The following is a 23,821-nucleotide window of genomic DNA, read 5'->3' on the forward strand; positions in this document are numbered from 1 at the left end:
GATGAATGAATTTTTATCAAACGCTATATTGGCAAGCCGCCCTGGTCACCCACCGGTACGGGTCTAGTGCAACCACAGCCAAAGGTGGATGGTGCTCCAGGCATAGATGCCGGCCAGCACGTCATCGATCATGATGCCGAAGCCACCGGCCACTCGCCGGTCGGCCCAGCGGATTGGCCAAGGCTTGTAGATATCGAAGACCCGAAAGATGGCGAAGCCCCATAGCGCCGCTTCCCAGGAAAACGGCACCGCCGCCATGGTGATCCAGTAGCCGACGAACTCGTCCCAGACGATACCGGAATGGTCGTGGACGCCGAGATCCCGCGAGGTGCGATCGCACAGCCAGATCCCCAGGAAATAGGCCACCACCACGACGCCCAGGTACCAGGACAGCGGCAGATCCGTCATCAACCAATAGAAAGGGATCGCCGCCAGGGTCCCGAAGGTGCCAGGGGCGAAGGGGACGACGCCGCTACCCAGACCAAAAGCCAGGAAATGGCTGGGGCGTCGCCAGACGCTGCCCGGTGCACGATTCATGGCGTTGCTCCTGAAAAGTGTTGCCAGCCCCCTGGGCCGTTCGCTTCCACACCGTGAATGCCGGGTGTAATAGTGAAGCGTCCGATGACCGTCAGCGGCACCCCAAGAGTGCCGAGCGCCTGGCGAGCCGATTCAAGGGCCTCCGCCGGCAGGCCGACCAGCAACTCATAGTCGTCACCTCCGGTAAGCGCTGCCTGGCGGGCGCCCTCTCCCAGCCGCTCGACCAGGCCCTCGGCCAGCGGCAGCGCCTCAAGATCCAACTCCACGCCAAGCGCCGAGGCATCGCAGAGATGCTGAAGGTCGGCGAGCAGACCATCGGAGACGTCGATTGCCGCACTGGCCAAGCCACGCAGCGCTTGCCCGGCAGCCAGCCGCGGCTCGGGTAGCAGGTAGGCGGCCAGCAGCGGATCATCCAGCGAGCGCTCGCCTGACTGCCAGGCGGCCAGACCGCCGGCCCCGCCACCCAGCGAGCCGGTGACGGCGAGCAGGTCACCTTCACCGGCACCATCGCGGGTCAGGGCCTCGCCGGGCGGAACCTCACCCTGCACGGTGACGCTAACCGAAAGCGGGCCGCGGGTCACATCACCACCGACCAGATCGACCCCGGCGCGGGCGCAAAGGGCATCGAAGCCCTGAGCGAAAGGCTCGAGCCAGGCATCGTCGGCATGGTCGAGGGTCAGCGCCATCAGGCACCAGCGGGGGGCGGCGCCCATGGCCGCCAGATCGCTCAGGCTGACCGCCAGCGCCCGATGGCCGATGGCCGCGGCGGGCGCTGCGTGGGGAAAGTGGACGTCGGCCACCGACGTATCGACGCTGACCGCCAGCTGGTGGCCGGGGGTAGGCGTCAGCAGGGTGCAATCATCGCCTACGCCCAGCACCACGCCGGCGCTGCGCGCAGGCCGCGTGAAGTGGCGGGCGATCATGTCGAACTCGCTCGGCGAGGCACCCATGGACTGGCCTGGCGTCGGCTTTTGCATCGCGAGTGACATTTCAGCGGCGGGCGCTGACCTCGGCATAGCGCAGACGCGCCGCGAGCTTGTCGAGCAGACCATTGATGTACTTGTGACCATCAGTGGCACCGAAGGACTTGGCGAGCTCCACACCCTCATTGATCACGGCCCGATACGGGACCTCGAGGCGCCGGGACAGCTCGTAGGTACCCAGGCGCAGGATCGCCAGTTCGATGCTGTCGAGATCTTCGAGGCGACGGTCGAGCAGCGGGGTCAGCGACGCATCCAGATCCGCCTGGAAGCGCACCACGTTGTGGACCAGCTCATGGAACAGCGCCAGGTCGGCGATCTCCATGACCTTGTGCCAGTTTTCATGGTCCTCGAGATCTTCATCGGCGATCTGGCTGCGGAACTCAGCCTCAATGGTGCTGACCGGCTTGCCGGTCATCTGCCAAGTGTAGATGGCCTGCACCGCCAGCTCGCGAGCCGCATGGCGGGAGATCTGGCTCTTCGACGGCGCCCGACGCTCGTTATCCGAGGAACGGCTCATTCTTCACCTCCGAAATGCTTGAGCAGCGAGACCATTTCCATGGCGGCCATGGCGGCCTCGGCGCCCTTGTTGCCGGCCTTGGTACCGGCTCGCTCGATGGCCTGCTCAATGGAGTTGACGGTCAGCACGCCATTGGCGATCGGGGTATCGAACTGCAGCTGCAAGGAGCCAAGAGCGGTGTTGCAGCTGCCGGCGACATGCTCGAAGTGCGGCGTGCCGCCGCGAATCACCGCGCCGAGAGCGATCACCGCATCCGGACTCGCCACCTGGAGGGCACGCTTGACCGCCAGCGGCAGCTCCCAGGCGCCCGGCACATGGACGATGTCGATATGTTCGGCGTCCACGCCATGGCGAACCAGGCTGTCCACGGCACCTTCGACCAGGCTGTCGACCACATGGTGGTTGAACCGGCCGACCACGATCACGTAGCGGCCATCGACGTCGGTGAAGTTACCTTCGACTTGGGAGATCGGTTGCATGCTTGTCTTCCTGCTTGAATCTTCTACGCGCCCGGGAGGGCGCTTCTCGGGTGTTGCGTTCGTCGCCGGGGCGTCCGCTCGCCTCGAGCGGACGCCCCGGATATTACGATATCAAGGGCTCAGGGGCTCAACCGCTCGACCACTTCCAGATCGAAGCCGGAAAGGGCCGAGAACTTCCAGGGCGAGCTCAAAAGGCGCATCTTGCCGACGCCCAGATGACGCAGGATCTGTGAGCCGGTGCCGATGGTCAGATAATTGCCGGCGCCATCGGAGTCGCTCGAGCGCGGTGCGCGCTTGCGCTCGAGCAGCACATCGAGCTGATCCTTGAGGTCAGAAGCCTGGCGGGCATCGTCAAGCAGCACGAAGACACCGCTCTCGGCGTCGGCGATCTCGGCCAGCGCCTGCTGGGCGGTCCAGCTCTGGCTGCCCGGACGGGTAAGCGTCAGGATGTCGCGCAGGGTGTCGGCCAGGTGCACGCGCACCGTGGTTGGTTCCTCGGCGCGGGGCGTACCCTTGACCAGCGCCATATGATGGGCGCCCTGAATGCTGTCGCGGAAGACGTGCAGAGTGAGCTCACCGAAGGCGGTCTCCACGGGCGTCGCCTCGAGGTGATCCACGGTCTGCTCGGTGTGAATGCGATAGTGGATCAGATCGGCAATGGTACCCATCTTCAGGCCGTGCTCGGCGGCGAAGCGCTCGAGCTCCGGACGACGCGCCATGCTGCCGTCGTCGTTCATCACTTCGCAGATCACGCCACTGGGATCGAGCCCGGCCATCGCCGCGAGGTCACAGGCCGCTTCGGTGTGGCCGGCGCGGCGCAGCACGCCACCTGGCTCGGCCATCAGCGGAAAAATATGGCCCGGCTGGACGATATCGGATGCCTTGGCATCCCGAGCCGAGGCCGCGCGCACGGTGCGGGCGCGATCGGCGGCAGAGATCCCGGTGGACACGCCCTCGGCGGCCTCGATGGACAGCGTGAACTTGGTGCCAAAGCCGGAGCCGTTGTCGTGCACCATCAGCGGCAGCTGCAGGCGCTCGCAGCGCTCGCGGGTCATCGGCAAACAGATCAGGCCGCGGGCGTGGCGAGCCATGAAGTTGATGTGCTCGGCCTCGACCTTCTCGGCGGCCATGATGATGTCGCCTTCGTTCTCGCGATCCTCATCGTCCATGAGGATCACCATCTTGCCCTGACGGATGTCCTCGATCAGGTCCTCGATACGCGCCAGATCGCTGGCCGACTCGCTCTGGTCGTCCGCGGTCTGAGCAGACAGGTCCTTGGTCAGGTCATTGGAAAGCGCCATGGGATCTCCGAATTACTGTGCGTGCTGGCGTCAACGGTAGGCGCCGCATACCGGGGCGCCGCTAATAGAAAGCTGGCGCCGACGGGCTGCCGATGAATGATGCCGGCAGCAGATCGGCGCTCAGGGTACCTTGGCAAGCCGCGCGGCGCCAGCATTGGGCCGCAGCCCGGCGCTACTCTCAAGCCCACCCTCAGGATGACTGGCGCTGGGGGCGAGCGATGATCCGCCAGTCGCGTCCCACGGCACGCATGTCGAGTATATCCAGCGGCCGCTGCTGCGCCATGCGCTCGAGCCCGGGCAGTGCCACCAACGGGCGTGCCTCGCCGCCAAGCAGGGTCGGCGCAACGAACAGCTGCATCTCGTCGACAAGCTCGGCATCAAGCATGCCGCCGGCCAGCGTCGCCCCAGTCTCGAGCAGCACCTCGTTGGCCTGCTCCTCGCGGGCCAGATACTCGAGCAGCGCGACCAGGTCCACTCGGCCATCGACGCCTGACGGCAAGCACAACACCTCGGCGCCGGCCGCCTCGAGTCTTGTCCGGCGCTCGCCGTCCCGGGAACAGGTGGCGACCAGCGTGCGCCCCGGTTCGCTCAGACAGGCCGCCGCCAGCGGCAGGCGCAGGGTGGTGTCGACGATGACCCGCAGCGGCTGGCGGCGGGCGATCGCCTCGCCGTCCTCGAGGTCGAGCTGGGAGGCGCGCACCGTCAGGCGTGAATTGTCGAAGATGATCGAGTCGACGCCGCTGATCACCGCACTGGAACGAGCGCGCAGACGCTGCACCTCGGTGCGTGCGCGAGGCCCGGTAATCCATTGTGATTCCCCGGAGCGCATCGCGGTGCGCCCATCGAGGCTCATCGCCATCTTCATGCGCACGAAGGGTCGCCCGCGGGTCATGCGCGACACAAAGCCCGGGTTCAGCGCCCTCGCCTCGTCCTCGAGTAGCCCGCACTCCACCTCGATACCGGCCTCGCGCAGCATGGCGAAGCCCTGCCCCGCCACCGCCGCATGAGGGTCCTGCATGGCGGCCACCACCTTATTGACGCCGGCCTCGATCAGCGCCTGGGCGCAGGGCCCGGTGCGGCCGTGATGAGCGCAGGGTTCCAGAGTCACATAGGCAGTGGCGCCCCGCGCGGCGTCGCCGGCGTCAGACAGGGCATGGATCTCGGCATGGGGCTCGCCGGCGCGGACATGATAGCCGTCGCCGACGATCTGGCGGCGTTTGACCAGCACGCAGCCGACCCTAGGATTCGGGTCGGTGGTATAGAGGCCGCGGCGTGCCAGGGTCAGGGCACGGGCCATGAAGGCTTCCGGGGTCGCAGTGGCCATGAGCATCCTATGCAATTGAGCAGGCAAGAGAAGTGTGCGGCGTCAGTGATCGTCCTGAGGCGAGAAGCTCGGCTCCTGGGCCAGGCGGTCGATTTCTGCACGAAACTCGTCGATATCCTGGAAGCGGCGATAGACCGAGGCGAAGCGGATATAGGCGATCTGATCCAGACGCTTCAAGGCATCCATCACTTCCTGGCCGACCTCAATGGCCTTGATCTCACGCTCGCCCCGTGCCCGCAGGCGCTGGCGAATCCGCTCGACGGCGGCCTCGATCGATTCGGCGCTCACCGGGCGCTTCTCCAGCGCCCGAAGCATGCCGGCGCGCAGCTTGGCCTCATCGAAACTTTCCCGCGAACCGTCCGCCTTGACGACCCGCGGCATGACCAGCTCAGCGGTCTCATAGGTCGTGAATCGTTCACCGCAGGCGGCGCACTGACGTCGACGACGAACCTGGTCGCCCTCGACGACCAGGCGCGAATCGGTGACCTTGGTGTCATGGGTACCGCAGAAAGGACAATGCATCGGCTGGATTCCGGCCTGTTCGACACAACAACTATTGCTCTATTGTAACGATTTGGCCGCATGGCGCCCAGTCACTCTTCACGATTGGCACGAGCCCTGCATGATGCCAAGGATATGCCCCGCCGCCGGCCAGGTGCGCGTTTCGGCCCCTCGAGGAATTGACCATGAGCTCATCCCTGCCCCCCACGCCCCCACGCCAGTTGGACGAAGCCGGCTTCGTCAACGCCGCTCGCGCACGACTGGAGGAAGTCTACGGCCCCCGCAGCGAGGCGATCATGCGCCGCCTGGTCACCCTGATTTCGCACCAGCGTGGTGCCATCGATGCCACGCCGCGTCCATTGTGGAGCGAGCGTGACCAGTGGCTGATCACCTACGGCGACAGCCTGCTTGACGGTGATCGCGCGCCGCTGGAGGTGCTGAAGGGATTTCTCGATGAGCGCATGGAAGACACCTTCAGCGGGGTGCATGTGCTGCCCTTCTTTCCGTGGAGCAGCGACGATGGTTTCTCGGTCGTGCACTACCGGGAGGTCAACCCGGAGCTCGGCGACTGGCCGGATATCCGCTCGCTGGCCGAGCGCCGGGACCTGATGGTCGACCTGGTGATCAACCATGTATCTCGGGACTCGCTGTGGTTCGTCGACTACCTGGCCGACAGCCAGCCCGGGCGCGACTACTTCATCGAAATGGACCCGGCGACCGACCTGTCTCAGGTCACGCGGCCGCGCAACTCGCCGCTGCTGGTGCCGGTCAGCACCCGCCGCGGCACCCGCCACCTGTGGGCCACCTTCTCGGAAGACCAGATCGATCTCAACTTCGACAACCCGGACGTACTGATCGAGTTCGTCGGCATCCTGCTCTTCTACCTGCAGCAGGGAGCCCGCACCATTCGCCTGGATGCCATCGCCTATCTGTGGAAGGAAGTCGGCACCTCCTGCATTCACCTGCCCCAGACCCACGCCATCGTGCGACTGCTGCGGGCAGTCGTCGATTACGTGGCGCCGGGCACGCGGCTGATCACCGAGACCAATGTGCCGCACCGCGAGAACATGAGCTACCTGGGGCTCGAGCGGGCAACCATGGAAGGCATGTCACCGGACGAGGCGCACCTGATCTATCAGTTCACCCTGCCACCGCTGCTGGTGCATACCCTGACCAGCGGCGATGCCACGGCGCTAACCCAGTGGGCCAGCAGCCTGCCGTCGCTACCGCCGGGCTGCAGTTACTTCAACTTCACGGCCAGCCACGACGGCATCGGCGTGCGCGCCCTGGAAGGGCTGCTCCCGCAGCATGAGGTCGACGTGATGCTGGATCTCATGCACCGCTTCGGCGGCTTCGTCAGCATGAAGACCAACCCGGACGGCCAGGACTCCCCCTACGAAATCAACATCGCCTACTTCGACGCCATGAAGGGCACCCGACGCGGCGCCGATGCCTGGCAGGTCGAACGCTTCCTGCTGAGCCAGAACCTGCTGCTAGCCCTGCAGGGCATCCCCGGTATCTACCTGCACTCGTTGACCGCGACACTCAATGACAACGAGGGCGTGGAGCGCAAGGGCCAGCTGCGGGCCATCAACCGCCGCCGTTGGCAGCTTTCCGAGCTCAACGAACTGATCGACAGCCGTAGCACCCCGACCCGCGAGGCCTTCGGCTCGCTCAAGGAGCGCCTCAAGCTGCGCGCCGCGGAACCCTGCTTCCACCCCGAGGCGCCTCAGCGGGTTCTCGATACGCCGCCGGGGCTCTTCGCCATCGAGCGCGGCCCACTGCCGGATGGCCGCCGGCTGCTGGCGATCTACAACATCAGCGACCAGCGCCAGCCGCTCAGCATGCCTGAGCTGGATCAGGGCCAATGGCTCGACGTGCTCGCCGACGGCGCGGTCTGGGCACCGGAAGAGCGCGAGATACTGCGCCCTTACCGCAGTCTGTGGCTGGTGCAGCCGGGCCATAACTGAGCCCCAAGCAGACTGAACCAAGGGAACTAGGCCAAAAGAACTAAGCCAAAAGAACTAGGCAAAGCGGACTGAGCCACGCCTGAAGGGCGGTGCCAGTCCGAACAGCGCCAATCTGACCCTAACTGAGGCGCAATAAGCCTGGCTCAGCCAAATTAAGCCAAATTAAGGCGAGGCTGGACTAAACTAGGCCGAAAGCACGTAGCGCTTATCAATCACCCCAGGCGCCGGGCAAGCCACCAGCCGGCTACCATCGTGGCTAGCATGGCCGCAAGCGGTAGGCTCAGGCCCGAAAGCGATGCGAAAGCCGGCCCCGGGCAGTAGCCGGAGAGCCCCCAGCCGATGCCGAACAGCGCCGCACCGCCCAGCAGCTTGGTATCCAGGTCGCGGCGCGTCGGAAGCTGGAAGGCGCCCGTGAAGAGTGGCGCGGGACGGCGCAGCACCCACCGGTAACCGATGAAGGTGGTCACCACCGCCCCGCCGAGTACGAACATCAGCGTCGGGTCCCAGCCGCCGGCCAGATCGAGAAAACCGATCACCCGAGCAGGGTCCGTCATACCGCCAAGCGCCAGCCCCAGGCCGAACAACAGGCCGGCGAGATAGCCCGCGACGGGCTTGAGCATCGCTGTCTTCATGCCCCACCTCCCAGCAGATGCCGCACCACATAGACAGTGACGATACCGGTGACCAGAAACGTCAGGGTCGCCGCCATCGAGCGCGGCGAGAGCCGCGACAGGCCGCAAACGCCATGGCCGCTGGTGCAGCCGCTACCGATACCGGTACCAAACCCCACCAGCAGTCCGGCGATCAGCATCAGCCCCACCCCGCCGGCGGGTGCGCCGATCACGGCTCCCGGCTCGCCGGCGACGTTGCCCTGTCCGCCGAGCGCCATCAAGATCAGCGGCCCGCTGACCAGCCCCAGCAGAAAGGTCAGGCGCCAGGCGGTATCTCCCTTGGGCCGTTCCAGTACCAGCGCCGAGAGAATGCCGCTGATCCCGGCGATGCGGCCAAGGGTGGCCATCAACCACACCGCCGAGAGGCCGATCAATACGCCACCGGCCAGGCCATACAGACTCGAAGTCCAATCCAACATCGTCTCCTCCGTGGTTTCCGTCATAGGTTGCCGTAACTGATTTCCCTGGGTCATTGCGCTACTTCGGTGCTTTAAGCAGCTGTACTACTGCTTTGCTCCAAGCGGCTGCGCCAGGTGATTGCCCTAACGCGTGGCCTAGCGAGGGTCAATCACCAGCTCGACTCAGGGCCCCGGCTTGCAGGTACGGATGCCCAGCATCGAATAGAGCGGGCAACTGCCCAACAACCCGGTCACCACCGGCACCACACCGATCCAACCCCAGACGCCGATGGTGCCGGTGACGGCCAGGCCGATCAGGATGGCGCCGATCACGATGCGAGCGATCTTGTCGATACTGCCTATGTTCTTCTTCATGGTCCCACTCCTTGCTTGAGGGACGCGTCGGGCGTCTCGCCCGGTGCGTGTAAAACCCCGGCGGCATCGCCGTGAAGCACGTGCCAGGCATCGAAGGTGCTCAGGAACACACGTCCTGTCAGCGCCTTGATCAAATGCGTGCCCTTGAGATGATCCATTACCGGGCCCTTGACCTCGGCCAGATGCAGGCAGACGCCTGAGTCCTTCAACCGGCCATTGATGGCCTCCAGGCTATCCAGGGCGGAAGCGTCGATCACGTTGACCGCCTGACAGGCCAGCACGATGTGTTTGAGATCGGGCTGGCGGCTGGCCAGCGCCATCACGGTGTCTTCCAGGTAGCGGGCATTGGCGAAGTAGAGGCTCTCGTCGACGCGCAGTATCGCCAAGTGCTCGTCAGTCTCGACTTCGTGGCGCTTGACGTTGCGAAAGTGCTCACTGCCCGGCACCCGGCCCACCACGGCACTGTGCGGCCGGCTGGTGCGATACAGATGCAACCCCAGCGACAGCGCGACGCCGACCAGAATGCCGCTCTCCACCCCTTGCAGCAGGGTCAGCACCAGGGTCGCCAGCATGGCCACGCCGTCGGCCCGGGAATACGCCCAGGTGCGCTTGATGGCCGGCAGGTCGATCAGGGTACCCACGGCGACGATGATGGTGGCGGCCAGCGTCGCCTTGGGCAGGAACGCCAGTGGGGTGGTCAGGGTCAGCGTCGCCAGGGCGATGCCAAGCGCGGTGAAGGCACCGGCGAGTGGCGTAGCGGCGCCGGCTTCGAAGTTGACCACCGAACGGGAGAAACCGCCAGATACCGGCGATCCGCCGCTGGCACCCGCGCCGAGGTTGGCAAGCCCCAGCGCGATCAGCTCTTGGTTGGGATCAATGCGCTGGCGGCGTTTGGCGGCCAACGTCTGGGCCACCGAGACCGATTCCACGAACCCCACCAGGCTGATCAGCACCGCCGCAGGAGCAAGGCTCGTCCACAGTCCCGAATCGAGGCTCGGCAAGGCCAGGTTGGGCAGCCCGCTTGGCACCTCGCCGACCAAGGCCACGCCTCGGGCGCCGAGCCCCAGGGACCAGGCCAGCAGCGTGGTCACGATCACCGCCGAGACCGGCGCCGCCTTGGCGACCAGATCGGCCGCTGTGGCCGACAGCCCCAGGCGGTGCAGGATGCCCTTGAGCCGGCGCCGACACCACAGCAGAAAGCCCCAAACGCCGAGGCCGATCGCCAGCGTGATGAGGCTGACCTGGCCAAGCGAAGCGACCAGCGACGTGACCATCTCCACCAGGTTGTCGCCAGCGGCCTTCACGCCCAGCAGATGACGCAGCTGACTCGCCGCGATCAGGATGCCTGAGGCAGTGACGAACCCCGAGATCACCGGATGGCTCAGAAAATTGGCCAGAAACCCCAGCCGCAGCAGCCCCATGGCCACCAGCAACAGCCCCGATAGCGCGGCCAGCACCAGCGCCGCCCCCACATACTCGGCACTGCCCGGCGCGGCGATGCCCGACAGCGCCGCGGCGGTCATCAGCGATGCCACCGCCACTGGCCCCACTGCCAGGGTGGCGCTAGTGCCGAAGACGGCATAGAAGACCAGCGGCAACATGCTGGCGTAGAGCCCCACTTCCGGCGGCAGGCCCGCCAGCAGGGCATAGGCCAGCGCCTGAGGCACCAGCATCAGGGTCACGATCACCGCTGCCAGCAAATCGCGGGCCAGAGTGTCCCGGCGGTAGCCGTGCAACCAGCCGATCAGGGGAATCCAGCGTGAAGGGGTCATGAGCGTCTCATTACCTGGGGCATCCTGCTCAATCACGGCGAGCGGGACGCACCAGCCATTCGCGTCCCTTGAGCATGCCGTTCCAGTAGATCCAGGGCAGCAGACTGGCCTTGAGCCACCAGGCCAGTCGCGTGGGGCGCGTGCCGTCGTTGAGCCAACGCGGGAACGTCGGTTGAAGCACGCCGTCATAGCCAAATTCGGCCAGCACGATTCGCCCGCGCTCCACTGTCAGGGGGCAGGAGCCATAGCCCAGATAGGCTGCCGTCAGCGGGGTATCGTCCAGCGAGGCCAACAGGTTCTCTGCCACCACCGGGGTCTGCTTGCGCACGGCGGCGGCAGTCTTGGCATTGGCGGTGCCGCTGGCATCACCCAGGCCGAAGATGTCGGCGTATGCCCTGTGCTGAAGTGTGGCCGGATCCAGGTCCAGCCAGCCGGCCTCGTTCGACAGCTGCGACTGGGCGATAAAGGCCGGGGCCTTCTGGGGCGGCACGACGTGCAGCATGTCAAAGCCCCGCTCCTCTTCGCGCTCACCGTCCTTATCGCTCACCGCAAAGCGGGCGGTACGCGACGGACCGTCCACCGCCACCAAGCGATGCCCGAAGGCCGTCTCGATGTCATAGCGCTCGATATAACGCTGCAACGCTGGCACGTAGTCGGCCACTCCGAACAGCACCCCGCCGGCGTTACAGAAGCTCACGTCTATATCGTTCAGACGCTGCTCGCGGCGCCAGTGGTCGCAGGCCAGGTACATCGCCTTCTGCGGCGCGCCGGCGCACTTGATGGGCATCGGTGGCTGCGTGAACAGTGCCTTGCCTTTTTCAAGCGACTGCACCAGCGACCAAGTGTAAGGCGCCAAATCATAGCGATAATTGGAGGTGACGCCATTCTGACCCAGCGCTTCCTCGAGGCCCTCGATGGCGGACCAATCACAGACCAGTCCCGGCGCCACTACAAGCCGCTCGTAAGCTACCGACTCGCCGCTCTCCAGGCGGACCAGGCGGGCCTCTGCGTCAATATGCTCGGCCCGACTGGCGTGCCAGGTCACAGCGTCGGGCATCACTTCACGCATCGGGCGACGCGTCACTTCCGGCGTAAAGACACCGCCGCCGACCATAGTCCAGCCCGGCTGGTAATAGTGTTCCTCGGCGGGCTCGATGATGGCGACATCCAGACTCGACCGGCGCTTGAGCAGACTCGCGGCCACCGAGATGCCGGCGGCGCCACCGCCGATGATCAGCACCGTATGGCGGCGAACCTGGCCGGCGGGGGAAACCTCAGAAGAGTGATCGGTCATTACATACTCCAGAACAGCGATTCATGAAGGCAGCGCCGAGCTGCGGGGCCAACCGCCTCACAACAGGTTGATCGGCACCTTGAGGTAAACCTGTCCATTCTCCTCGGCCGGTGGCATCTCGCCGGCGCGCATATTGACCTGAACAGAAGGCAGGATCAGGCGTGGCATGCCCAGGGTGGCGTCACGCTCGGTGCGCAGCTTGACGAAGTCCTCCTCGCTCACGCCCTCATGGACATGAATATTATCGGCGCGCTGCTCGGCCACCGAGGTCTCGTGATGATAGGTATCGCGATCCGGGCTCTTGTAGTCGTGACAAAGGAAAAGCCGCGTCTCACCGGGCAGGGCCAGCACCTTCTGAATCGAACGGAAGAGCGTAGCGGCATCGCCGCCGGGAAAATCGCAGCGGGCTGTGCCGTAATCGGGCATGAACAGGGTATCGCCGACGAAGGCGGCATCGCCGATCACATAGGTCAGGCAGGCCGGGGTATGCCCCGGGGTGTGCAGCACTCGCCCCTCAAGGCCACCGATGGCAAAGGTATCGCCTTCCTCGAACAGGCGATCGAACTGACTGCCATCCCGGGCGAAGTCGGTCCCGGCGTTGAAGGCCTTACCGAAGATCTCCTGAACCTCGGTGATGCGCGCACCGATGCCGGTCAGCCCGCCGAGCTTCCGATGCAGATAAGGGGCCGCCGATAGGTGATCGGCGTGGACATGGGTCTCAAGAATCCAGGCAACCTCGAGCTGATGTTCTTGGATAAAGGCAATGATCTCATCGGCGCTTTTCACATCGGTATGCCCAGCGGGGTAATCGAAATCCAGCACCGAGTCGAGAATCGCACAGGCCCGGCTCGCCGGATCCTGGACCACGTAGCTAAAGGTATTGGTGGGTTCGTCAAAGAAAGACGTGACGATCGGGCTTTTCATCGCGGATACCTCTGCAACCAAAAAACATGGGGAAACCAAAAGAGCATGGATAGCGCAACTGGCCTCAGCATAACGCAAATAACGTTCTAACGTTATACCATTTTAATATATAAAAGGAAGGCTACCCCGAGCTGGGATTTGCGGCAAATCGGCGGGCTTTCGATCAGCATAGGCAACGGCGGCGACATCACCGGGCAATCGCAGGCGCCGCTTGACCTGCGTCAAGCGGCGGAAGGAATGAAGGAATAGAGGACGTGCGCGAGCCGCGCTAGAGCTCAATGCACTGCTGGTAGGCGGGAATCTCGGCATCAATGCCGGTGGTGGCAAGGATCTGCTGCAAGGCCAGCTGTGCCTTAGGCTCGCCGTGCACCAGATAGAACCGTGGACGATCACGAAAGGCGCTGGCCCAGGCGACCAGCTCGGTCTGGCCGGCATGGGCTGAAAAGCCGCCAATGGTGTGGATGTGCGCCCTCACCTTCAGGTCCTTTCCCAACACCTTGAGGTGGTTAGCGCCATCAACCAGGCGCCTTCCGTTGGTACCCGCGGCCTGAAAACCGACGATGACGACCCGGGTACTGGGATACTCAATGTTGTAGCGGAAGTGATGCAGGATGCGGCCACCGTTGCACATACCGGCGCCAGCGATGATGATCGCCCCGCCCCGAATCCGATTGATGGCCATGGACTCCTCGACGCTGCGGGTCAGTCGCAGCCCGGGCAAGTATTGTTCGGGGTCGCCATGGGCCGCCACGTTGAGCGCATGCAGGTCTTCGGGGTCGAGGGTAGAACGGCGACGCTCGTAGAGTTCGGTCACCCGGATCGCCATCGGGCTATCCAGGAAGATGCGCTGCTGGCGCAGTCGGCCCTGGTGATAGAGCATGCTGAGGTGATAGAGAATCTCCTGGGTGCGACCGATGGCGAAAGCAGGAATCAGCACATTGCCACCCTCTTCGAAGGCCGCCGCGAGCACCTGGGCAAACTCCTCGATGGTCTCCTTGAGCGGACGATGATCACGGTCACCATAGGTGCTTTCCATCAACACCAGGTCGGCGTCACGCTGGATTTCGGGGTCCTTCATCAGCGCCGACTCGGGATTGCCAAGGTCTCCGGAGAACACCAGGCGCCGGGTGCGCCCGCCCGAGGGAACCGCCAGTTCGACGATCGCCGAACCGAGGATATGGCCAGCATCGTGATACACGAGGACGACGCCGCCGGCGAGGGTCGCCGGCTGACCGAAAGGATGGGCCTGGCAGAGATCGAGCGTCCTCTCGACGTCATCGATGTCGTAGAGCGGTTCGAGGAGTGGCTTGCCGGCCCGATGCCGCCAGCGGTTCTCCCACTCGATATCCTTGGCCATGATGAAAGCGGAGTCGGCCAGCGTGATCTCCAGCAGCGCCTTGGTGCCGGGCGTGCAGTGGATGGGGCCTCGATAGCCCTCGCGCACCAGCTTGGGCAGTAGCCCACAGTGATCCAGATGGCCGTGGGAGATCACGACCTCATCGAGGGTCTTGGCTAGGCTACCGAAGGGGGCTGAATTGACCCGCTCCGCCTCTTCTGCGCCCTGATGCATGCCGCACTCGAGCAGCAGCCGCCGAGAGGCGCTGCTCTCGCCCGGCTCGATGACATCATCATCGCCATCGACTTCGATCAGATAGCGCGAACCGGTCACCTCACCGACCGCACCCAGAAACGTCAGTGTCGACATCGGGCCTGCCTCCAGCTGCTGGGGTCACGCCTTCAGCATAGTCGCAGGACGCCGCCAGGCCAGGTCAGTCAACCGCCTTGACGCGGCTAGACCTTGCCCTGATTGTCGAGCTCCACTGCCGCATGCATGCGCTCCAGAAGATCGGGAATCGCCGCCTGCACCCGGTTCCAGCTGGGGATGAACGGCTTGTCGCGGGGATTGTCGAGGAAGGCCGCCCCCGCCTCCATGATGTTGGAGGCAAACAGTTCCACCGCCTGTTCCTCGCTGTGCCGGTCGAGTTTCAGGCCATTCATGGCGGCATCGTTGTCGTAGGCCTCGATCAGGTCCAGCGCGATGCGATAGTAGGTCGCCTTGATGGTGCGGAAGGTCTCGGCATGAATCTCCACTCCCAGGGTCGCCAGCTTGCGATACAGCGCCTTGGCGATATCCAGGCTCATGCGGTTGAGTCCGGTGGTGGCATCCTCTGCAGAGACCGTCTGATGCTTGTGGTCGTAGACATCGGCGATGTCGACCTGGCAAAGCTGCTTGGTGGAGTAGTTGCGATGCACCTCGGAGAGCACGCCGATCTCGAGCCCCCAATCGCTGGGAATACGAATGCCATCGAGCACATCGGTGCGCATCGAGAACTCCCCGGACAGCGGATAGCGATAGCTGTCGAGGTAGTCCAGATAGGGCAGCGGGCCGTAGATCTTTTTCAGCGCCCTGATCAAGGGCGTGACCATCAGCCGCGAGACCCGGCCATTGAGCTTGCCCTCGGCGATGCGCGAGTAGTAGCCCTTGCAGAATTCGTAGTTGAACTGCGGGTGCGCCACCGGATAGATCAACCGCGCCAGCAGGCCACGATCGTAGGTAACGATGTCACAGTCATGCAGGGCGACCGCTTCGGTGCGCCGCGAGGCCTGGACATAGCCACCGCAGAACCAGACGTTGCGCCCTTTGCCCGGCTCCTGGGGCGAGATGCCCTCCTCGGCCAGCTCGGCGTCCAGTGCCTTGAGCCGGGGGCCATCGTTCCACAGGATGCGGTGGTGCTGAGGCAAGCGCGAAAAGAATTCCCGCGCGTGCAGAAACTGCTCCCGATCGGCCCGATCAAGCCCGATCACGATCTCTGAGAGGTAGGGCACCTTGGCCAGCTCATCGACGATATGGGAAAGCGCCGGGCCCTCTAGCTCGGAGTACAAGGAAGGCAGAATCAGCCCCATCGGACGGCGCCGGGAAAAGCGCACCAGATCGGCCTCGATGTCCTCCACCGGGCGCCGCATCAGGTTATGGAAGTTGGTGATGATACCGTTCTGGTAAAAGTCGCTCATCCGGGGCTCTCCTGATCATCGTGCTTGTCACTGTTTCCAGTAAGCGTGTCTTGTCATCGTGTTGTGTGATCGAGTCTTGTCATGGCGGCGACTGTTCGTCGAACGGCGTGGGGAGCTCGTCTCCCCACCAGTAATCAAGCCCCTCGGCCCAGCCCGTGGGTCCCGGCTGGCGTGCGTGAAACTGGTGGGCATTGCCAAGATTCACAGTATGACCATGGTGGCCCGGGATCAGCACGGCGCGATCCACTGCCTCGAGCAGCGGCACATCGTTAGGCCCGTCGCCGAGCCCCAGGGTCAGAGGCCGGCGGCCACGCAGCGCCTGATAGCGCTCCACTAGCCAGCGAACGCCGTCGCCTTTGTCGAGCTGTCCCATGGCATGCCAGAAGCGCCCGCCGCGAAGCAGGCATAGCCCGTCCGCCTCCAGCGCCTGGCGAAAATCTACGAGCGCCATCTCGGTGTCGTCCCACACCAGCGGCTCGCAGCCCTCACGCACCCTGGCCAGACGGGCCTGGGGTTCCGACAGGCCGGTCAGCGACATGATCTCGTCGATGCTGAGTTCACCCATGCTGCGAAAGCGAACGCCGAGGCGCTCGCGCATCACGCCCAGCCGAGTGCGCAGGAAACTGATATCGATGCCCGGCGTCTTGACCGCCAGGCCATCGACAAAGTTCGGATCACGATCCAGGCGGGCGTGCTGCCAGGCGGGTGGCAGGCCAATCACCGCACCGTTTTCGGCAATGAAGGGAGTATCTTTCAGGCCCAGCTCCCGACGCAGCGGCATGAGCTCGGCTCGCGTCTTGCTGGTAACCGGAATCACCGCCACTCCAGCGTGACGGAGACGTTCAAGCCAGGGTACGGCCGGCTGCCACTCGTAGCTGTCGTGGTCGAGCAGGGTGCCGTCGAGGTCGGTGAAGACCAGGCGAGGCAGGGAGGGCGTGGCAGAGGACATGGGCATTACCTGCTGGCTGGCATGAGCGTGCCAATATGAAAAAACCCTAGCACGCAGCGTGCCAGACTACTGCATTCGCCATGACGCGTGGCGCAACGCTGGGTGTTGTGGGTCCTGACAGAGGCCTTTAGCACCACGATGAGGCATTCTTTCAGCAACACACCGCCACCTTGCACCATTTTAGGTCAGGATATACCTGAGCGCCGTTGGTCGACACAAAAGACGCCTACATGACGAGCTGAATGGCCATCATAACGCCACCACATTGATACAATATATCGCCATATTATTACTGGCCATCAATGGCTTATTTTCGCTATTATCCCCTGAAGTTCACTGTTCTATTTATCGAGAAAAACGCATGAATACCTCGCCACTCACTCTACTCGTCATGGGCGTTTCCGGCTCGGGTAAATCGCATATCGGACACCTGCTTGCCCAGGCAATCCATGCCGACTTCATTGATGCCGACGACCATCACAGCGAGAACAGTATCGCCAAGATGGCGCGAGGAGAGCCGCTGAATGATAACGATCGTCAAGGCTGGCTGCTGACGCTTGCGAATCTTTACCGCGACTATCGCGAACAGGGGAAAGATGTCGTCATCGGCTGCTCGGCACTGAAACACCGCTACCGTGACGTGCTGCGCCAAGGCGCTCCCGAACTGAAAATCCTTTATCTTCATGGCTCACGGGAAGTATTGATGGAGCGCTTGGGCGGTCGTAGCGGCCACTTCTTTACCGGTGAACACATGCTGAACAGCCAGCTTGCCGATCTCGAGATGCCGGAAGAAGCCGAGGCCGTTCGCCTGGATATCCGTCAGTCGCCTGAAGGCATTGTGACGGACTTTCTGTCGCGATCCGGCATTCAGCGCTGAGCGAGCACTTCGAAAGAAGAACCTCAAAAGAAAATCCTCGAAACAAGCACCTCGAAAGACAACCTCAAGCCCAAGTGCCATGAGTCTCGACATGGCGCTTACCTTCAATTTTTGGCATCAACTCCCTACTCTTTTTCACCTCCCACCTGATATTTTCCTCATAGATCTGCACCCTCTTAGGCAATACGTCTCTATCGGCACGCTGCTTTGCCTTATTCTTAATAATCGTTCCTGATTTCACTCTTTATGTGGCTCTTCATTCTGTGCTTAATATCATGCCATCGACGCTTCACCAGGCATGATTTTTCGCTGCCCAACTGATGCACCTTCGGCTGATCAACTTGGTCTTTTGTTATCACTGATTGATAACAGCGCCCCCGCAGAGCCTTAAATGAAAAACGCCCCGACCATTCGCATGGTCGGGGCGTTCGCTCAGGCGTATTCCATGACAATCACGAACGAAGTGTCGTGAATCAGACCAGCCACATGGCCAGATCGGGGAAGAACAGCAGCAGGAACAGCACGCACAGCTGAATGGCGATGAACGGCAGCAGCGATACGAAGATGTCCTTGAGGCTGATGCTGGGTGGCGCCACCCCCTTCAGGTAGAAGGCGGCTGGGCCGAACGGTGGCGACAGGAAGGAAACCTGCATATTGACCGCGAACAGGATGCCGAACCAGATCGGGCTATAGCCCAACTGCACGACGATCGGCACGAAGATCGGCAGGGCCAGCATCGCCACCCCGATCCAGTCGAGGAACATGCCCAGCACCAGCAGGATCGCCATCATCACCAGCAGGATCACGATCGGCTCAACGTCCATGCCGAGGATCACCTGCGAGATGAAACGGTTACCGCCCATCAGGTTATAGACCCCAACCAGCGCCGCGGCACCGATACCGATCCAGATGATCATGCCACAGGTGGTCATGGTCTGGCCGAGGCTTGCGTGCAAGGTCTTGAAGGAAAACTCACCGCGCAGCACGATCGCCAGCAGCACCCCGAACACGCCCATCGCCGCCGCTTCGGTGACCGAGGCCACACCGCCGTAGATCGTGCCAAGCACCATGAAGGCGATCAGCCCCGGCACCATGATGGCCCTGAGTGCCTGCCAACGATTGGAGAAGCCGTCTTCACGATCAGCATCGGTCATCGGTGGCCCCATCGCCGGGTTGCGCATGCAGCGCACCAGCACATAGGCGATGTAGGAGCCCATCAGGATCACCGCGGGCGTGATCGCGGCGGTAAACAGATCGGCGATCGATACGCTGGCAATCAGGCCATAGATGATCAGCACGATCGAGGGCGGCATCATGGTGCCGAGGGCACCGCCCGCACAGACCACACCGATCGACAGGTGCTTGTCATAGCCCAGTCGCAGCATCTGCGGCAAGGCCAGAATACCCAGCAGCACGATCTCGCCGCCGATAATGCCGGACAGCGCCGCCAGGAAGAAAGCCACCACGATGGTCTGAACGGCGACCCCGCCAGGCAGGCGGCCGGCAAAGACCCGCATGGCGTTGAAGAGATCCTTGGCGATCCCCGATCGGTCAAGTAACGAGGCCATCAACACGAACATCGGCACTGCCACCAGCGAATACTCGGTAACGAAGCCAAATACCCGGCTGGTGACCAGCGGCAAGGCGTTGCCGCCGAACCAGCCGAAGGTGAAAACGAGGGCCACCAGGCCAGTGATGAAGGCCAGCGGCAGGCCCGTCACCAGCAGCGCAAAGATGGCGGTAACCAATAACAGCGTTCCGTCGGCGATATCCATTACCGGCTCCCCTCAGCGTTCGTGGTCGGCTTGGCGCGCAGCGACTGGATGCTATGAATCAACGCCTGAATGCTCATGACAATCAGCGAGACCATGATGATGCCCTTGACGAAGGCCGGAAACGGCGGGTTCCAGGAGGTGCCCGAACGCTCCAGCGACCAGTCGCCAAACGGATTGTGGGAGGCATCCCAGAACATCACGAAGGCGGCGTAGCTCATCGCTAGGCAGAAGCCCAGCGTCACCAGATCATTGAAGCGATCCAGCCAGACCTTGAGCCGCGGACCGGCGTGGTCGTAGAGCACGCGTACGCGAATATGCTGGTTGCCGGCCAATGCCGCGGGGCCACCCAGGGCAAAGCTCACGGCCACCAGCATGACCACGGTCTCATGCACCCAGGAGGTCGGCGAATCGAAGCCGTAGCGCATGATGACCTCGAAGACGCTGATGCCCATGGCGATGAATACCAGCCAGGCGGCACCTCGGGCACACCAGGTCACTCTGTGATCGAAGGCGCTGCGCGTCGGATCACTCGGCTCAGGCTCCCCCGCGGTGGCGGCGACCAGCTCGTCGTCGCGCGTCACGCCGGCCGCCTCGTGGCGTTGGGATTGTCGAGACATGACGTTTCCTCTCAAATAAACAGGGACGACGGCACCACCACCGGGCGCTCGGTGACGGTGCCGTCGACGCAGGGCCGGAACCCAGGTCCCGGCCCCGGGCGGGTTACATCAGGTTATGGTCCTGCAGATAGCTGACCACGGAGTCGTAGTACTTCTGGGTGATCTCGTTCTTCTCGGCCCAGACCGCCCACTCTTCCTTGGCGATATTGCGGAACTTGGCACGCTCTTCGGCCGGCATGTCGATGATCTCGATGTTCGGATCCTCGTTCACCTTCTTCACCGCCGCGAGATCCCGCGCCTTGAGCATGGCCACCATTTCATAGGACATGCTGTCGACGGAGGTCTCGAGGATGGCCTTCAGGTCAGCCGGCAGGCCGTCCCAGATATCCTTGTTGAGCGAAATCGCCACCATCGGCAGCGAGTGGAAGCCCGGATAGTTCGGATAAGGCGCGAACTCGTAGAGACCCTGGTCGTAGTTGGTGGCAAAGACCGTGTAGTCGGCGGCGTCGATCACGCCCTTCTCGAGAGCGGTATAGACCTCGGACCCCGGCAGGTTGACCGGCGTGGCGCCGGCCTTCTCGAAGATGTTGTATACCATCCCCTGAGGCGCACGCAGCTTGAGACCCTCGAGGTCCTCGACGGAGCGAATCGGGCGCTTGGAAGGCAGTGCCTCGAGGCCAGTGGCGGCCGCACCAATCAGGTGCACACCGTAGGGCTCGGCCAACTCGTTGTAGATGTCCTCGCCGCCGGCGTAATTCATGTAGTCAAGAAACTCCACCGGGTCGCCCCAGGCGCCCACCAGATTGCCCATCATGCCGAAGGCCGGGTTCTGACCGGAGAAGTAGCTCGGGTCGGTCATGTGGCCCTGGAGGATGTTGGCGCTCACCGCCTGCAGGGTTTCGGTGGCGCCGACCACGGCGTTGACCGGCAGAATCTCGATCTCGATACGACCGCCGGACATGGTGTTGACGTTCTCGGCCCAGGCCTTCTTGAGCTCGAACTGCGGCTCACCGGAGGTCTCCGAGGTCTGGAAGGTCCATTCGTATTCTGCCGCCTGGGCGCCGAAAGCCATGGAGCCGAGCACGGCCGCCGTCAGGGCCTTGAGGGCGAAAGGCTTGAGAGCGGAAGACTTGATAGGCGTGACGTTTTTCATGGTGCGTTTCCTCGTCATCGGTTGAGAGTGAGGTTGTTGTTACCGGTACGCGAAGGCACCGCGGACGGCCCGATCACATCGTCATGACGCGGGCGGCAATGCACCCGGAAGGCGCAAATGAGAAAGCGGCGTGGCAAAGATGCTATCGATGCCCAGATCCAGCCCGGTGCGTTCGAGAACGCGCAGAGCGGCCTGCTCGGCCTCTTCGGGGCGACGCAGACGAATGGCCTCCATCAGTTGACGATGGCGTTCCATGCTGTCCTGCAACTCGTCGGCGCTGTGGTTCGAGGTCTCGACCAGTAGCGCAATCGCCGGCTTGAGCACATGGCTGATCTGAGACCACAGCAGGTTGTGTGTGGCCGCGAAGATCGCTTCATGGAAGGCCACGTCGTGATCGTCATGACTGACGTCCTGATGGCAATGGTCGGGCGACTCCAGCGCCTTGATCATGCCCAGATAAGCGGTCTCGATCTCGTTCAGATCGGCGGCAGTGGCATGCTCCGCTGCCAGGCGAGCCACGAAAGGCTCCACCGCTACCCGGAAAGCGAAAATCTCCTGACGGATGCGCGGGTTCGGCTGGGCGAACCGCGCCATCCAGTCGCTGACCCTTGGATCCAGCAGATGCCACTGCGCCAGCTCCTGGACGCGACTACCCTGCCCCGAGATGCGCTTGATCATGCCGGCGGCGACCAGAGACTGCAGAGCGCTGCGCACGGTACTGCGGCTCACGCCATAGGTCGCGCAGAGGTCGAGCTCCTTGGGCACGAAGTCGCCCGGCGCATAGACACCGCCGAAGATGGCCTCGGCCAGCTGTTCGGCGATATCCGGCCGCGTGGCGCGACTGCTTGTAGTGGAAGGTGCTTGGCCCATGAGGGAACCTGCCCGGCGTGTCTGTTTGTTGAATCGCTATGTCTGACATAGGATCAACCAACAACGGACATAGCGCCTTTAGACCATGGTCGCGTTTTCAACATCGGAATCGCCCAGAAGCGACTCGCAGCCACAAAAAAACGCCCCAGCCAGTGTGGCCGGGGCGTTGTCATGTACCGCCAGGAAATCAGGCGGTCGGAATCAGGCTCAGTCGCGATAGACCGGGAAACGGGCGCAAACCGCTTCGACCTTGGCCTGAACCTCGGATTCGACGGCGCTGGAATCACCGCTGACCATGGCGTCTAGGATGTCACAGATCCAAGTGGCTAGATCACGGCATTCGGTCTCACCAAAGCCGCGGGTAGTGACAGCCGGCGTGCCGATGCGCAGGCCGGACGTGACGAACGGGCTCTGCGGGTCGCCCGGCACGGCGTTCTTGTTGACGGTGATATGGGCACGGCCCAGAGCGGCGTCCGCGTCCTTGCCGGTCAGGCCCTGCTTGATCAGCGACAGCAGGAAAAGGTGATCCTCGGTGCCGCCGGACACGATGTCGAAGCCGCGCTCGATGAAGACCTTGGCCATGACCTGGGCGTTCTTGACCACCTGTTGCTGGTAGGCCTTGAAGCCCGGCTCCATGGCTTCCTTGAAGCAGATCGCTTTGGCGGCGATGACGTGCTCGAGCGGGCCACCCTGGCCGCCCGGGAAGACGGCAGACTGCAGCTTCTTCTCGATATCGGCATTGCCTTCGGCGGACAGGATCAGGCCGCCGCGCGGGCCGCGCAGGGTCTTGTGGGTGGTGGTGGTAACCACGTGGGCATGCGGCAGCGGCGTCGGGTAGACACCGGCGGCGACCAGGCCAGCCACGTGGGCCATATCGACCAACAGGTAGGCGCCCACTTCGTCCGCGATCTCGCGGAACTTGGCCCAGTCGATGATCTGGGAATAGGCGGAGAAGCCGGCGATGATCATCTTCGGCTTGTGCTCGCGCGCCAGGCGCGCGACCTCCTCGTAATCGATCAGGCCGCTGTCGTCGAGACCGTACTGGATGGCTTCGTAGTGCTTGCCCGAGAAGTTCGGCTTGGCACCGTGAGTCAGGTGACCACCGGCGTCGAGGCTCATGCCGAGGATGGTATCACCCGGCTTGACCAACGCTTGGAAGACTGCGCCGTTGGCCTGGGAGCCGGAGTGCGGCTGAACGTTGGCATAGCTTGCCCCGAACAGCTCCTTGGCGTAATCGATGGCCAACTGCTCGACGATGTCGACATACTCGCAGCCGCCGTAGTAGCGCTTGCCCGGATAGCCTTCCGCATACTTGTTGGTCAGCTGCGAGCCCTGCGCTTCCATCACTCGCGGGCTGGCGTAGTTTTCGGAAGCGATCAGTTCGATATGCGCTTCCTGGCGAGCAGTTTCCTTCTGCATCGCCTCAAGCAGAGCATCATCGAATCCGGCAATCTGCATGTCACGGCTGAACATCGTCGTTGGTCCTCGAGCTAGGGGGGTGAAACGATGCCGTCATAATACC

Annotated in this window: 23 protein-coding genes; 2 read left to right on the forward strand and 21 right to left on the reverse strand. The window is 63.4% G+C overall.

The window, feature by feature from the left end:
• Positions 1-63: 63 nt before the first annotated feature.
• From BCL93_RS07820 to nrdR, 7 genes are all read right to left on the reverse strand, one after another.
• Positions 64-537 (reverse strand): phosphatidylglycerophosphatase A family protein, encoded by a 474-nt coding sequence (locus BCL93_RS07820; protein WP_112054714.1) that lies wholly within the window; start codon positions 535-537, stop codon positions 64-66.
• Positions 534-1,487 (reverse strand): thiamine-phosphate kinase, encoded by a 954-nt coding sequence (gene thiL / locus BCL93_RS07825; protein ID WP_112054715.1) that lies wholly within the window; start codon positions 1,485-1,487, stop codon positions 534-536. The genes BCL93_RS07820 and thiL overlap by 4 nt, the downstream gene beginning before the upstream one ends.
• A gap of 40 nt (positions 1,488-1,527) precedes the next feature.
• Positions 1,528-2,037, reverse strand: coding sequence for a transcription antitermination factor NusB (gene nusB, locus BCL93_RS07830; protein WP_112054716.1), 510 nt, complete (start codon positions 2,035-2,037; stop codon positions 1,528-1,530).
• The gene (gene ribH, locus BCL93_RS07835) at positions 2,034-2,516 is read right to left on the reverse strand and encodes a 6,7-dimethyl-8-ribityllumazine synthase (protein WP_092522121.1); all 483 of its coding nucleotides are present in this window, start codon (positions 2,514-2,516) and stop codon (positions 2,034-2,036) included. Before ribH ends, nusB begins: the two co-directional genes overlap by 4 nt.
• A 119-nt stretch (positions 2,517-2,635) precedes the next feature.
• Complete coding sequence (gene ribBA, locus BCL93_RS07840; RefSeq protein ID WP_112054717.1) at positions 2,636-3,817, reverse strand: bifunctional 3,4-dihydroxy-2-butanone-4-phosphate synthase/GTP cyclohydrolase II; 1,182 nt, start codon at positions 3,815-3,817, stop codon at positions 2,636-2,638.
• A 190-nt stretch (positions 3,818-4,007) separates the two neighbouring features.
• Positions 4,008-5,141 carry a bifunctional diaminohydroxyphosphoribosylaminopyrimidine deaminase/5-amino-6-(5-phosphoribosylamino)uracil reductase RibD gene (gene ribD, locus BCL93_RS07845; protein ID WP_112054718.1) on the reverse strand — a complete coding sequence of 378 codons (1,134 nt, stop codon included), beginning with the start codon at positions 5,139-5,141 and terminating at the stop codon, positions 4,008-4,010.
• 42 nt (positions 5,142-5,183) lie between these two features.
• Positions 5,184-5,663: a transcriptional regulator NrdR gene (gene nrdR / locus BCL93_RS07850; protein WP_092522115.1), complete on the reverse strand. Its 480-nt coding sequence runs from the start codon at positions 5,661-5,663 to the stop codon at positions 5,184-5,186.
• Between the two features lie 164 nt (positions 5,664-5,827).
• Here nrdR and BCL93_RS07855 point away from each other — a divergent pair, with 164 nt between their 5' ends.
• Positions 5,828-7,612 (forward strand): sugar phosphorylase, encoded by a 1,785-nt coding sequence (locus tag BCL93_RS07855; RefSeq protein WP_112054719.1) that lies wholly within the window; start codon positions 5,828-5,830, stop codon positions 7,610-7,612.
• 212 nt (positions 7,613-7,824) lie between these two features.
• On the opposite strand, the gene BCL93_RS07860 is transcribed toward BCL93_RS07855, so the two are convergent.
• The 9 genes from BCL93_RS07860 to BCL93_RS07900 form a co-directional block, all read right to left on the reverse strand.
• Positions 7,825-8,244, reverse strand: coding sequence for a DUF6691 family protein (locus BCL93_RS07860; RefSeq protein ID WP_112054720.1), 420 nt, complete (start codon positions 8,242-8,244; stop codon positions 7,825-7,827).
• On the reverse strand, positions 8,241-8,699 hold the full coding sequence (locus BCL93_RS07865) for a YeeE/YedE family protein (protein ID WP_112054759.1): 459 nt from the start codon (positions 8,697-8,699) through the stop codon (positions 8,241-8,243). The genes BCL93_RS07860 and BCL93_RS07865 overlap by 4 nt, the downstream gene beginning before the upstream one ends.
• Positions 8,700-8,864: 165 nt before the next feature.
• Positions 8,865-9,056, reverse strand: a complete 192-nt coding sequence (locus tag BCL93_RS07870; protein WP_112054721.1) for a YgaP family membrane protein — start codon at positions 9,054-9,056, stop codon at positions 8,865-8,867.
• On the reverse strand, positions 9,053-10,828 hold the full coding sequence (locus tag BCL93_RS07875) for a SulP family inorganic anion transporter (protein ID WP_112054722.1): 1,776 nt from the start codon (positions 10,826-10,828) through the stop codon (positions 9,053-9,055). Before BCL93_RS07875 ends, BCL93_RS07870 begins: the two co-directional genes overlap by 4 nt.
• Positions 10,829-10,856: 28 nt before the next feature.
• Positions 10,857-12,122 carry an NAD(P)/FAD-dependent oxidoreductase gene (locus BCL93_RS07880; protein ID WP_112054723.1) on the reverse strand — a complete coding sequence of 422 codons (1,266 nt, stop codon included), beginning with the start codon at positions 12,120-12,122 and terminating at the stop codon, positions 10,857-10,859.
• A gap of 57 nt (positions 12,123-12,179) precedes the next feature.
• Positions 12,180-13,046, reverse strand: coding sequence for an MBL fold metallo-hydrolase (locus BCL93_RS07885; RefSeq protein ID WP_112054724.1), 867 nt, complete (start codon positions 13,044-13,046; stop codon positions 12,180-12,182).
• Between the two features lie 268 nt (positions 13,047-13,314).
• A complete protein-coding gene (locus BCL93_RS07890; RefSeq protein ID WP_112054725.1) occupies positions 13,315-14,751 on the reverse strand; it encodes an MBL fold metallo-hydrolase RNA specificity domain-containing protein in 1,437 nt (478 codons plus the stop codon).
• Between the two features lie 86 nt (positions 14,752-14,837).
• Positions 14,838-16,058, reverse strand: a complete 1,221-nt coding sequence (locus tag BCL93_RS07895) for a glycosyl transferase (RefSeq protein WP_112054726.1) — start codon at positions 16,056-16,058, stop codon at positions 14,838-14,840.
• A gap of 79 nt (positions 16,059-16,137) precedes the next feature.
• Complete coding sequence (locus tag BCL93_RS07900; protein WP_112054727.1) at positions 16,138-17,013, reverse strand: HAD-IIB family hydrolase; 876 nt, start codon at positions 17,011-17,013, stop codon at positions 16,138-16,140.
• A gap of 259 nt (positions 17,014-17,272) precedes the next feature.
• On the opposite strand from BCL93_RS07900, the gene BCL93_RS07905 reads away from it, so the two are divergent.
• Positions 17,273-17,884 (forward strand): gluconokinase, encoded by a 612-nt coding sequence (locus BCL93_RS07905; RefSeq protein ID WP_309251219.1) that lies wholly within the window; start codon positions 17,273-17,275, stop codon positions 17,882-17,884.
• A gap of 473 nt (positions 17,885-18,357) precedes the next feature.
• On the opposite strand, the gene BCL93_RS07910 is transcribed toward BCL93_RS07905, so the two are convergent.
• The 5 genes from BCL93_RS07910 to glyA all read right to left on the reverse strand — a co-directional run bounded on the left by BCL93_RS07910 (position 18,358) and on the right by glyA (position 23,772).
• Positions 18,358-19,659, reverse strand: a complete 1,302-nt coding sequence (locus BCL93_RS07910) for a TRAP transporter large permease (protein ID WP_112054729.1) — start codon at positions 19,657-19,659, stop codon at positions 18,358-18,360.
• Positions 19,659-20,276 carry a TRAP transporter small permease subunit gene (locus BCL93_RS07915; protein ID WP_112054730.1) on the reverse strand — a complete coding sequence of 206 codons (618 nt, stop codon included), beginning with the start codon at positions 20,274-20,276 and terminating at the stop codon, positions 19,659-19,661. Before BCL93_RS07915 ends, BCL93_RS07910 begins: the two co-directional genes overlap by 1 nt.
• A gap of 103 nt (positions 20,277-20,379) precedes the next feature.
• The gene (locus tag BCL93_RS07920) at positions 20,380-21,429 is read right to left on the reverse strand and encodes a TRAP transporter substrate-binding protein (protein WP_112054731.1); all 1,050 of its coding nucleotides are present in this window, start codon (positions 21,427-21,429) and stop codon (positions 20,380-20,382) included.
• 81 nt (positions 21,430-21,510) lie between these two features.
• Entirely contained in the window at positions 21,511-22,299 is a 789-nt protein-coding gene (locus BCL93_RS07925) for a FadR/GntR family transcriptional regulator (protein ID WP_112054732.1), read from the reverse strand.
• Between the two features lie 207 nt (positions 22,300-22,506).
• Entirely contained in the window at positions 22,507-23,772 is a 1,266-nt protein-coding gene (gene glyA / locus BCL93_RS07930; protein ID WP_112054733.1) for a serine hydroxymethyltransferase, read from the reverse strand.
• Positions 23,773-23,821: the final 49 nt, after the last annotated feature.

It is taken from the genome of Onishia taeanensis (genome assembly GCF_003268885.1).
In the GTDB taxonomy this organism is placed as follows: Bacteria; Pseudomonadota; Gammaproteobacteria; order Pseudomonadales; family Halomonadaceae; genus Onishia; species Onishia taeanensis_A.

What these genes read in the sequence shown, in the direction of transcription:
- BCL93_RS07820 (WP_112054714.1), bottom strand. Translation starts at nt 537, where the DNA reads ATGAATCGTGCACCGGGCAGCGTCTGGCGACGCCCCAGCCATTTCCTG.
- thiL (WP_112054715.1), bottom strand. Translation starts at nt 1,487, where the DNA reads ATGGGTGCCTCGCCGAGCGAGTTCGACATGATCGCCCGCCACTTCACG.
- nusB (WP_112054716.1), bottom strand. Translation starts at nt 2,037, where the DNA reads ATGAGCCGTTCCTCGGATAACGAGCGTCGGGCGCCGTCGAAGAGCCAG.
- ribH (WP_092522121.1), bottom strand. Translation starts at nt 2,516, where the DNA reads ATGCAACCGATCTCCCAAGTCGAAGGTAACTTCACCGACGTCGATGGC.
- ribBA (WP_112054717.1), bottom strand. Translation starts at nt 3,817, where the DNA reads ATGGCGCTTTCCAATGACCTGACCAAGGACCTGTCTGCTCAGACCGCG.
- ribD (WP_112054718.1), bottom strand. Translation starts at nt 5,141, where the DNA reads ATGGCCACTGCGACCCCGGAAGCCTTCATGGCCCGTGCCCTGACCCTG.
- nrdR (WP_092522115.1), bottom strand. Translation starts at nt 5,663, where the DNA reads ATGCATTGTCCTTTCTGCGGTACCCATGACACCAAGGTCACCGATTCG.
- BCL93_RS07855 (WP_112054719.1), top strand. Translation starts at nt 5,828, where the DNA reads ATGAGCTCATCCCTGCCCCCCACGCCCCCACGCCAGTTGGACGAAGCC.
- BCL93_RS07860 (WP_112054720.1), bottom strand. Translation starts at nt 8,244, where the DNA reads ATGAAGACAGCGATGCTCAAGCCCGTCGCGGGCTATCTCGCCGGCCTG.
- BCL93_RS07870 (WP_112054721.1), bottom strand. Translation starts at nt 9,056, where the DNA reads ATGAAGAAGAACATAGGCAGTATCGACAAGATCGCTCGCATCGTGATC.
- BCL93_RS07875 (WP_112054722.1), bottom strand. Translation starts at nt 10,828, where the DNA reads ATGACCCCTTCACGCTGGATTCCCCTGATCGGCTGGTTGCACGGCTAC.
- BCL93_RS07880 (WP_112054723.1), bottom strand. Translation starts at nt 12,122, where the DNA reads ATGACCGATCACTCTTCTGAGGTTTCCCCCGCCGGCCAGGTTCGCCGC.
- BCL93_RS07885 (WP_112054724.1), bottom strand. Translation starts at nt 13,046, where the DNA reads ATGAAAAGCCCGATCGTCACGTCTTTCTTTGACGAACCCACCAATACC.
- BCL93_RS07890 (WP_112054725.1), bottom strand. Translation starts at nt 14,751, where the DNA reads ATGTCGACACTGACGTTTCTGGGTGCGGTCGGTGAGGTGACCGGTTCG.
- BCL93_RS07895 (WP_112054726.1), bottom strand. Translation starts at nt 16,058, where the DNA reads ATGAGCGACTTTTACCAGAACGGTATCATCACCAACTTCCATAACCTG.
- BCL93_RS07900 (WP_112054727.1), bottom strand. Translation starts at nt 17,013, where the DNA reads ATGCCCATGTCCTCTGCCACGCCCTCCCTGCCTCGCCTGGTCTTCACC.
- BCL93_RS07910 (WP_112054729.1), bottom strand. Translation starts at nt 19,659, where the DNA reads ATGGATATCGCCGACGGAACGCTGTTATTGGTTACCGCCATCTTTGCG.
- BCL93_RS07915 (WP_112054730.1), bottom strand. Translation starts at nt 20,276, where the DNA reads ATGTCTCGACAATCCCAACGCCACGAGGCGGCCGGCGTGACGCGCGAC.
- BCL93_RS07920 (WP_112054731.1), bottom strand. Translation starts at nt 21,429, where the DNA reads ATGAAAAACGTCACGCCTATCAAGTCTTCCGCTCTCAAGCCTTTCGCC.
- BCL93_RS07925 (WP_112054732.1), bottom strand. Translation starts at nt 22,299, where the DNA reads ATGGGCCAAGCACCTTCCACTACAAGCAGTCGCGCCACGCGGCCGGAT.
- glyA (WP_112054733.1), bottom strand. Translation starts at nt 23,772, where the DNA reads ATGTTCAGCCGTGACATGCAGATTGCCGGATTCGATGATGCTCTGCTT.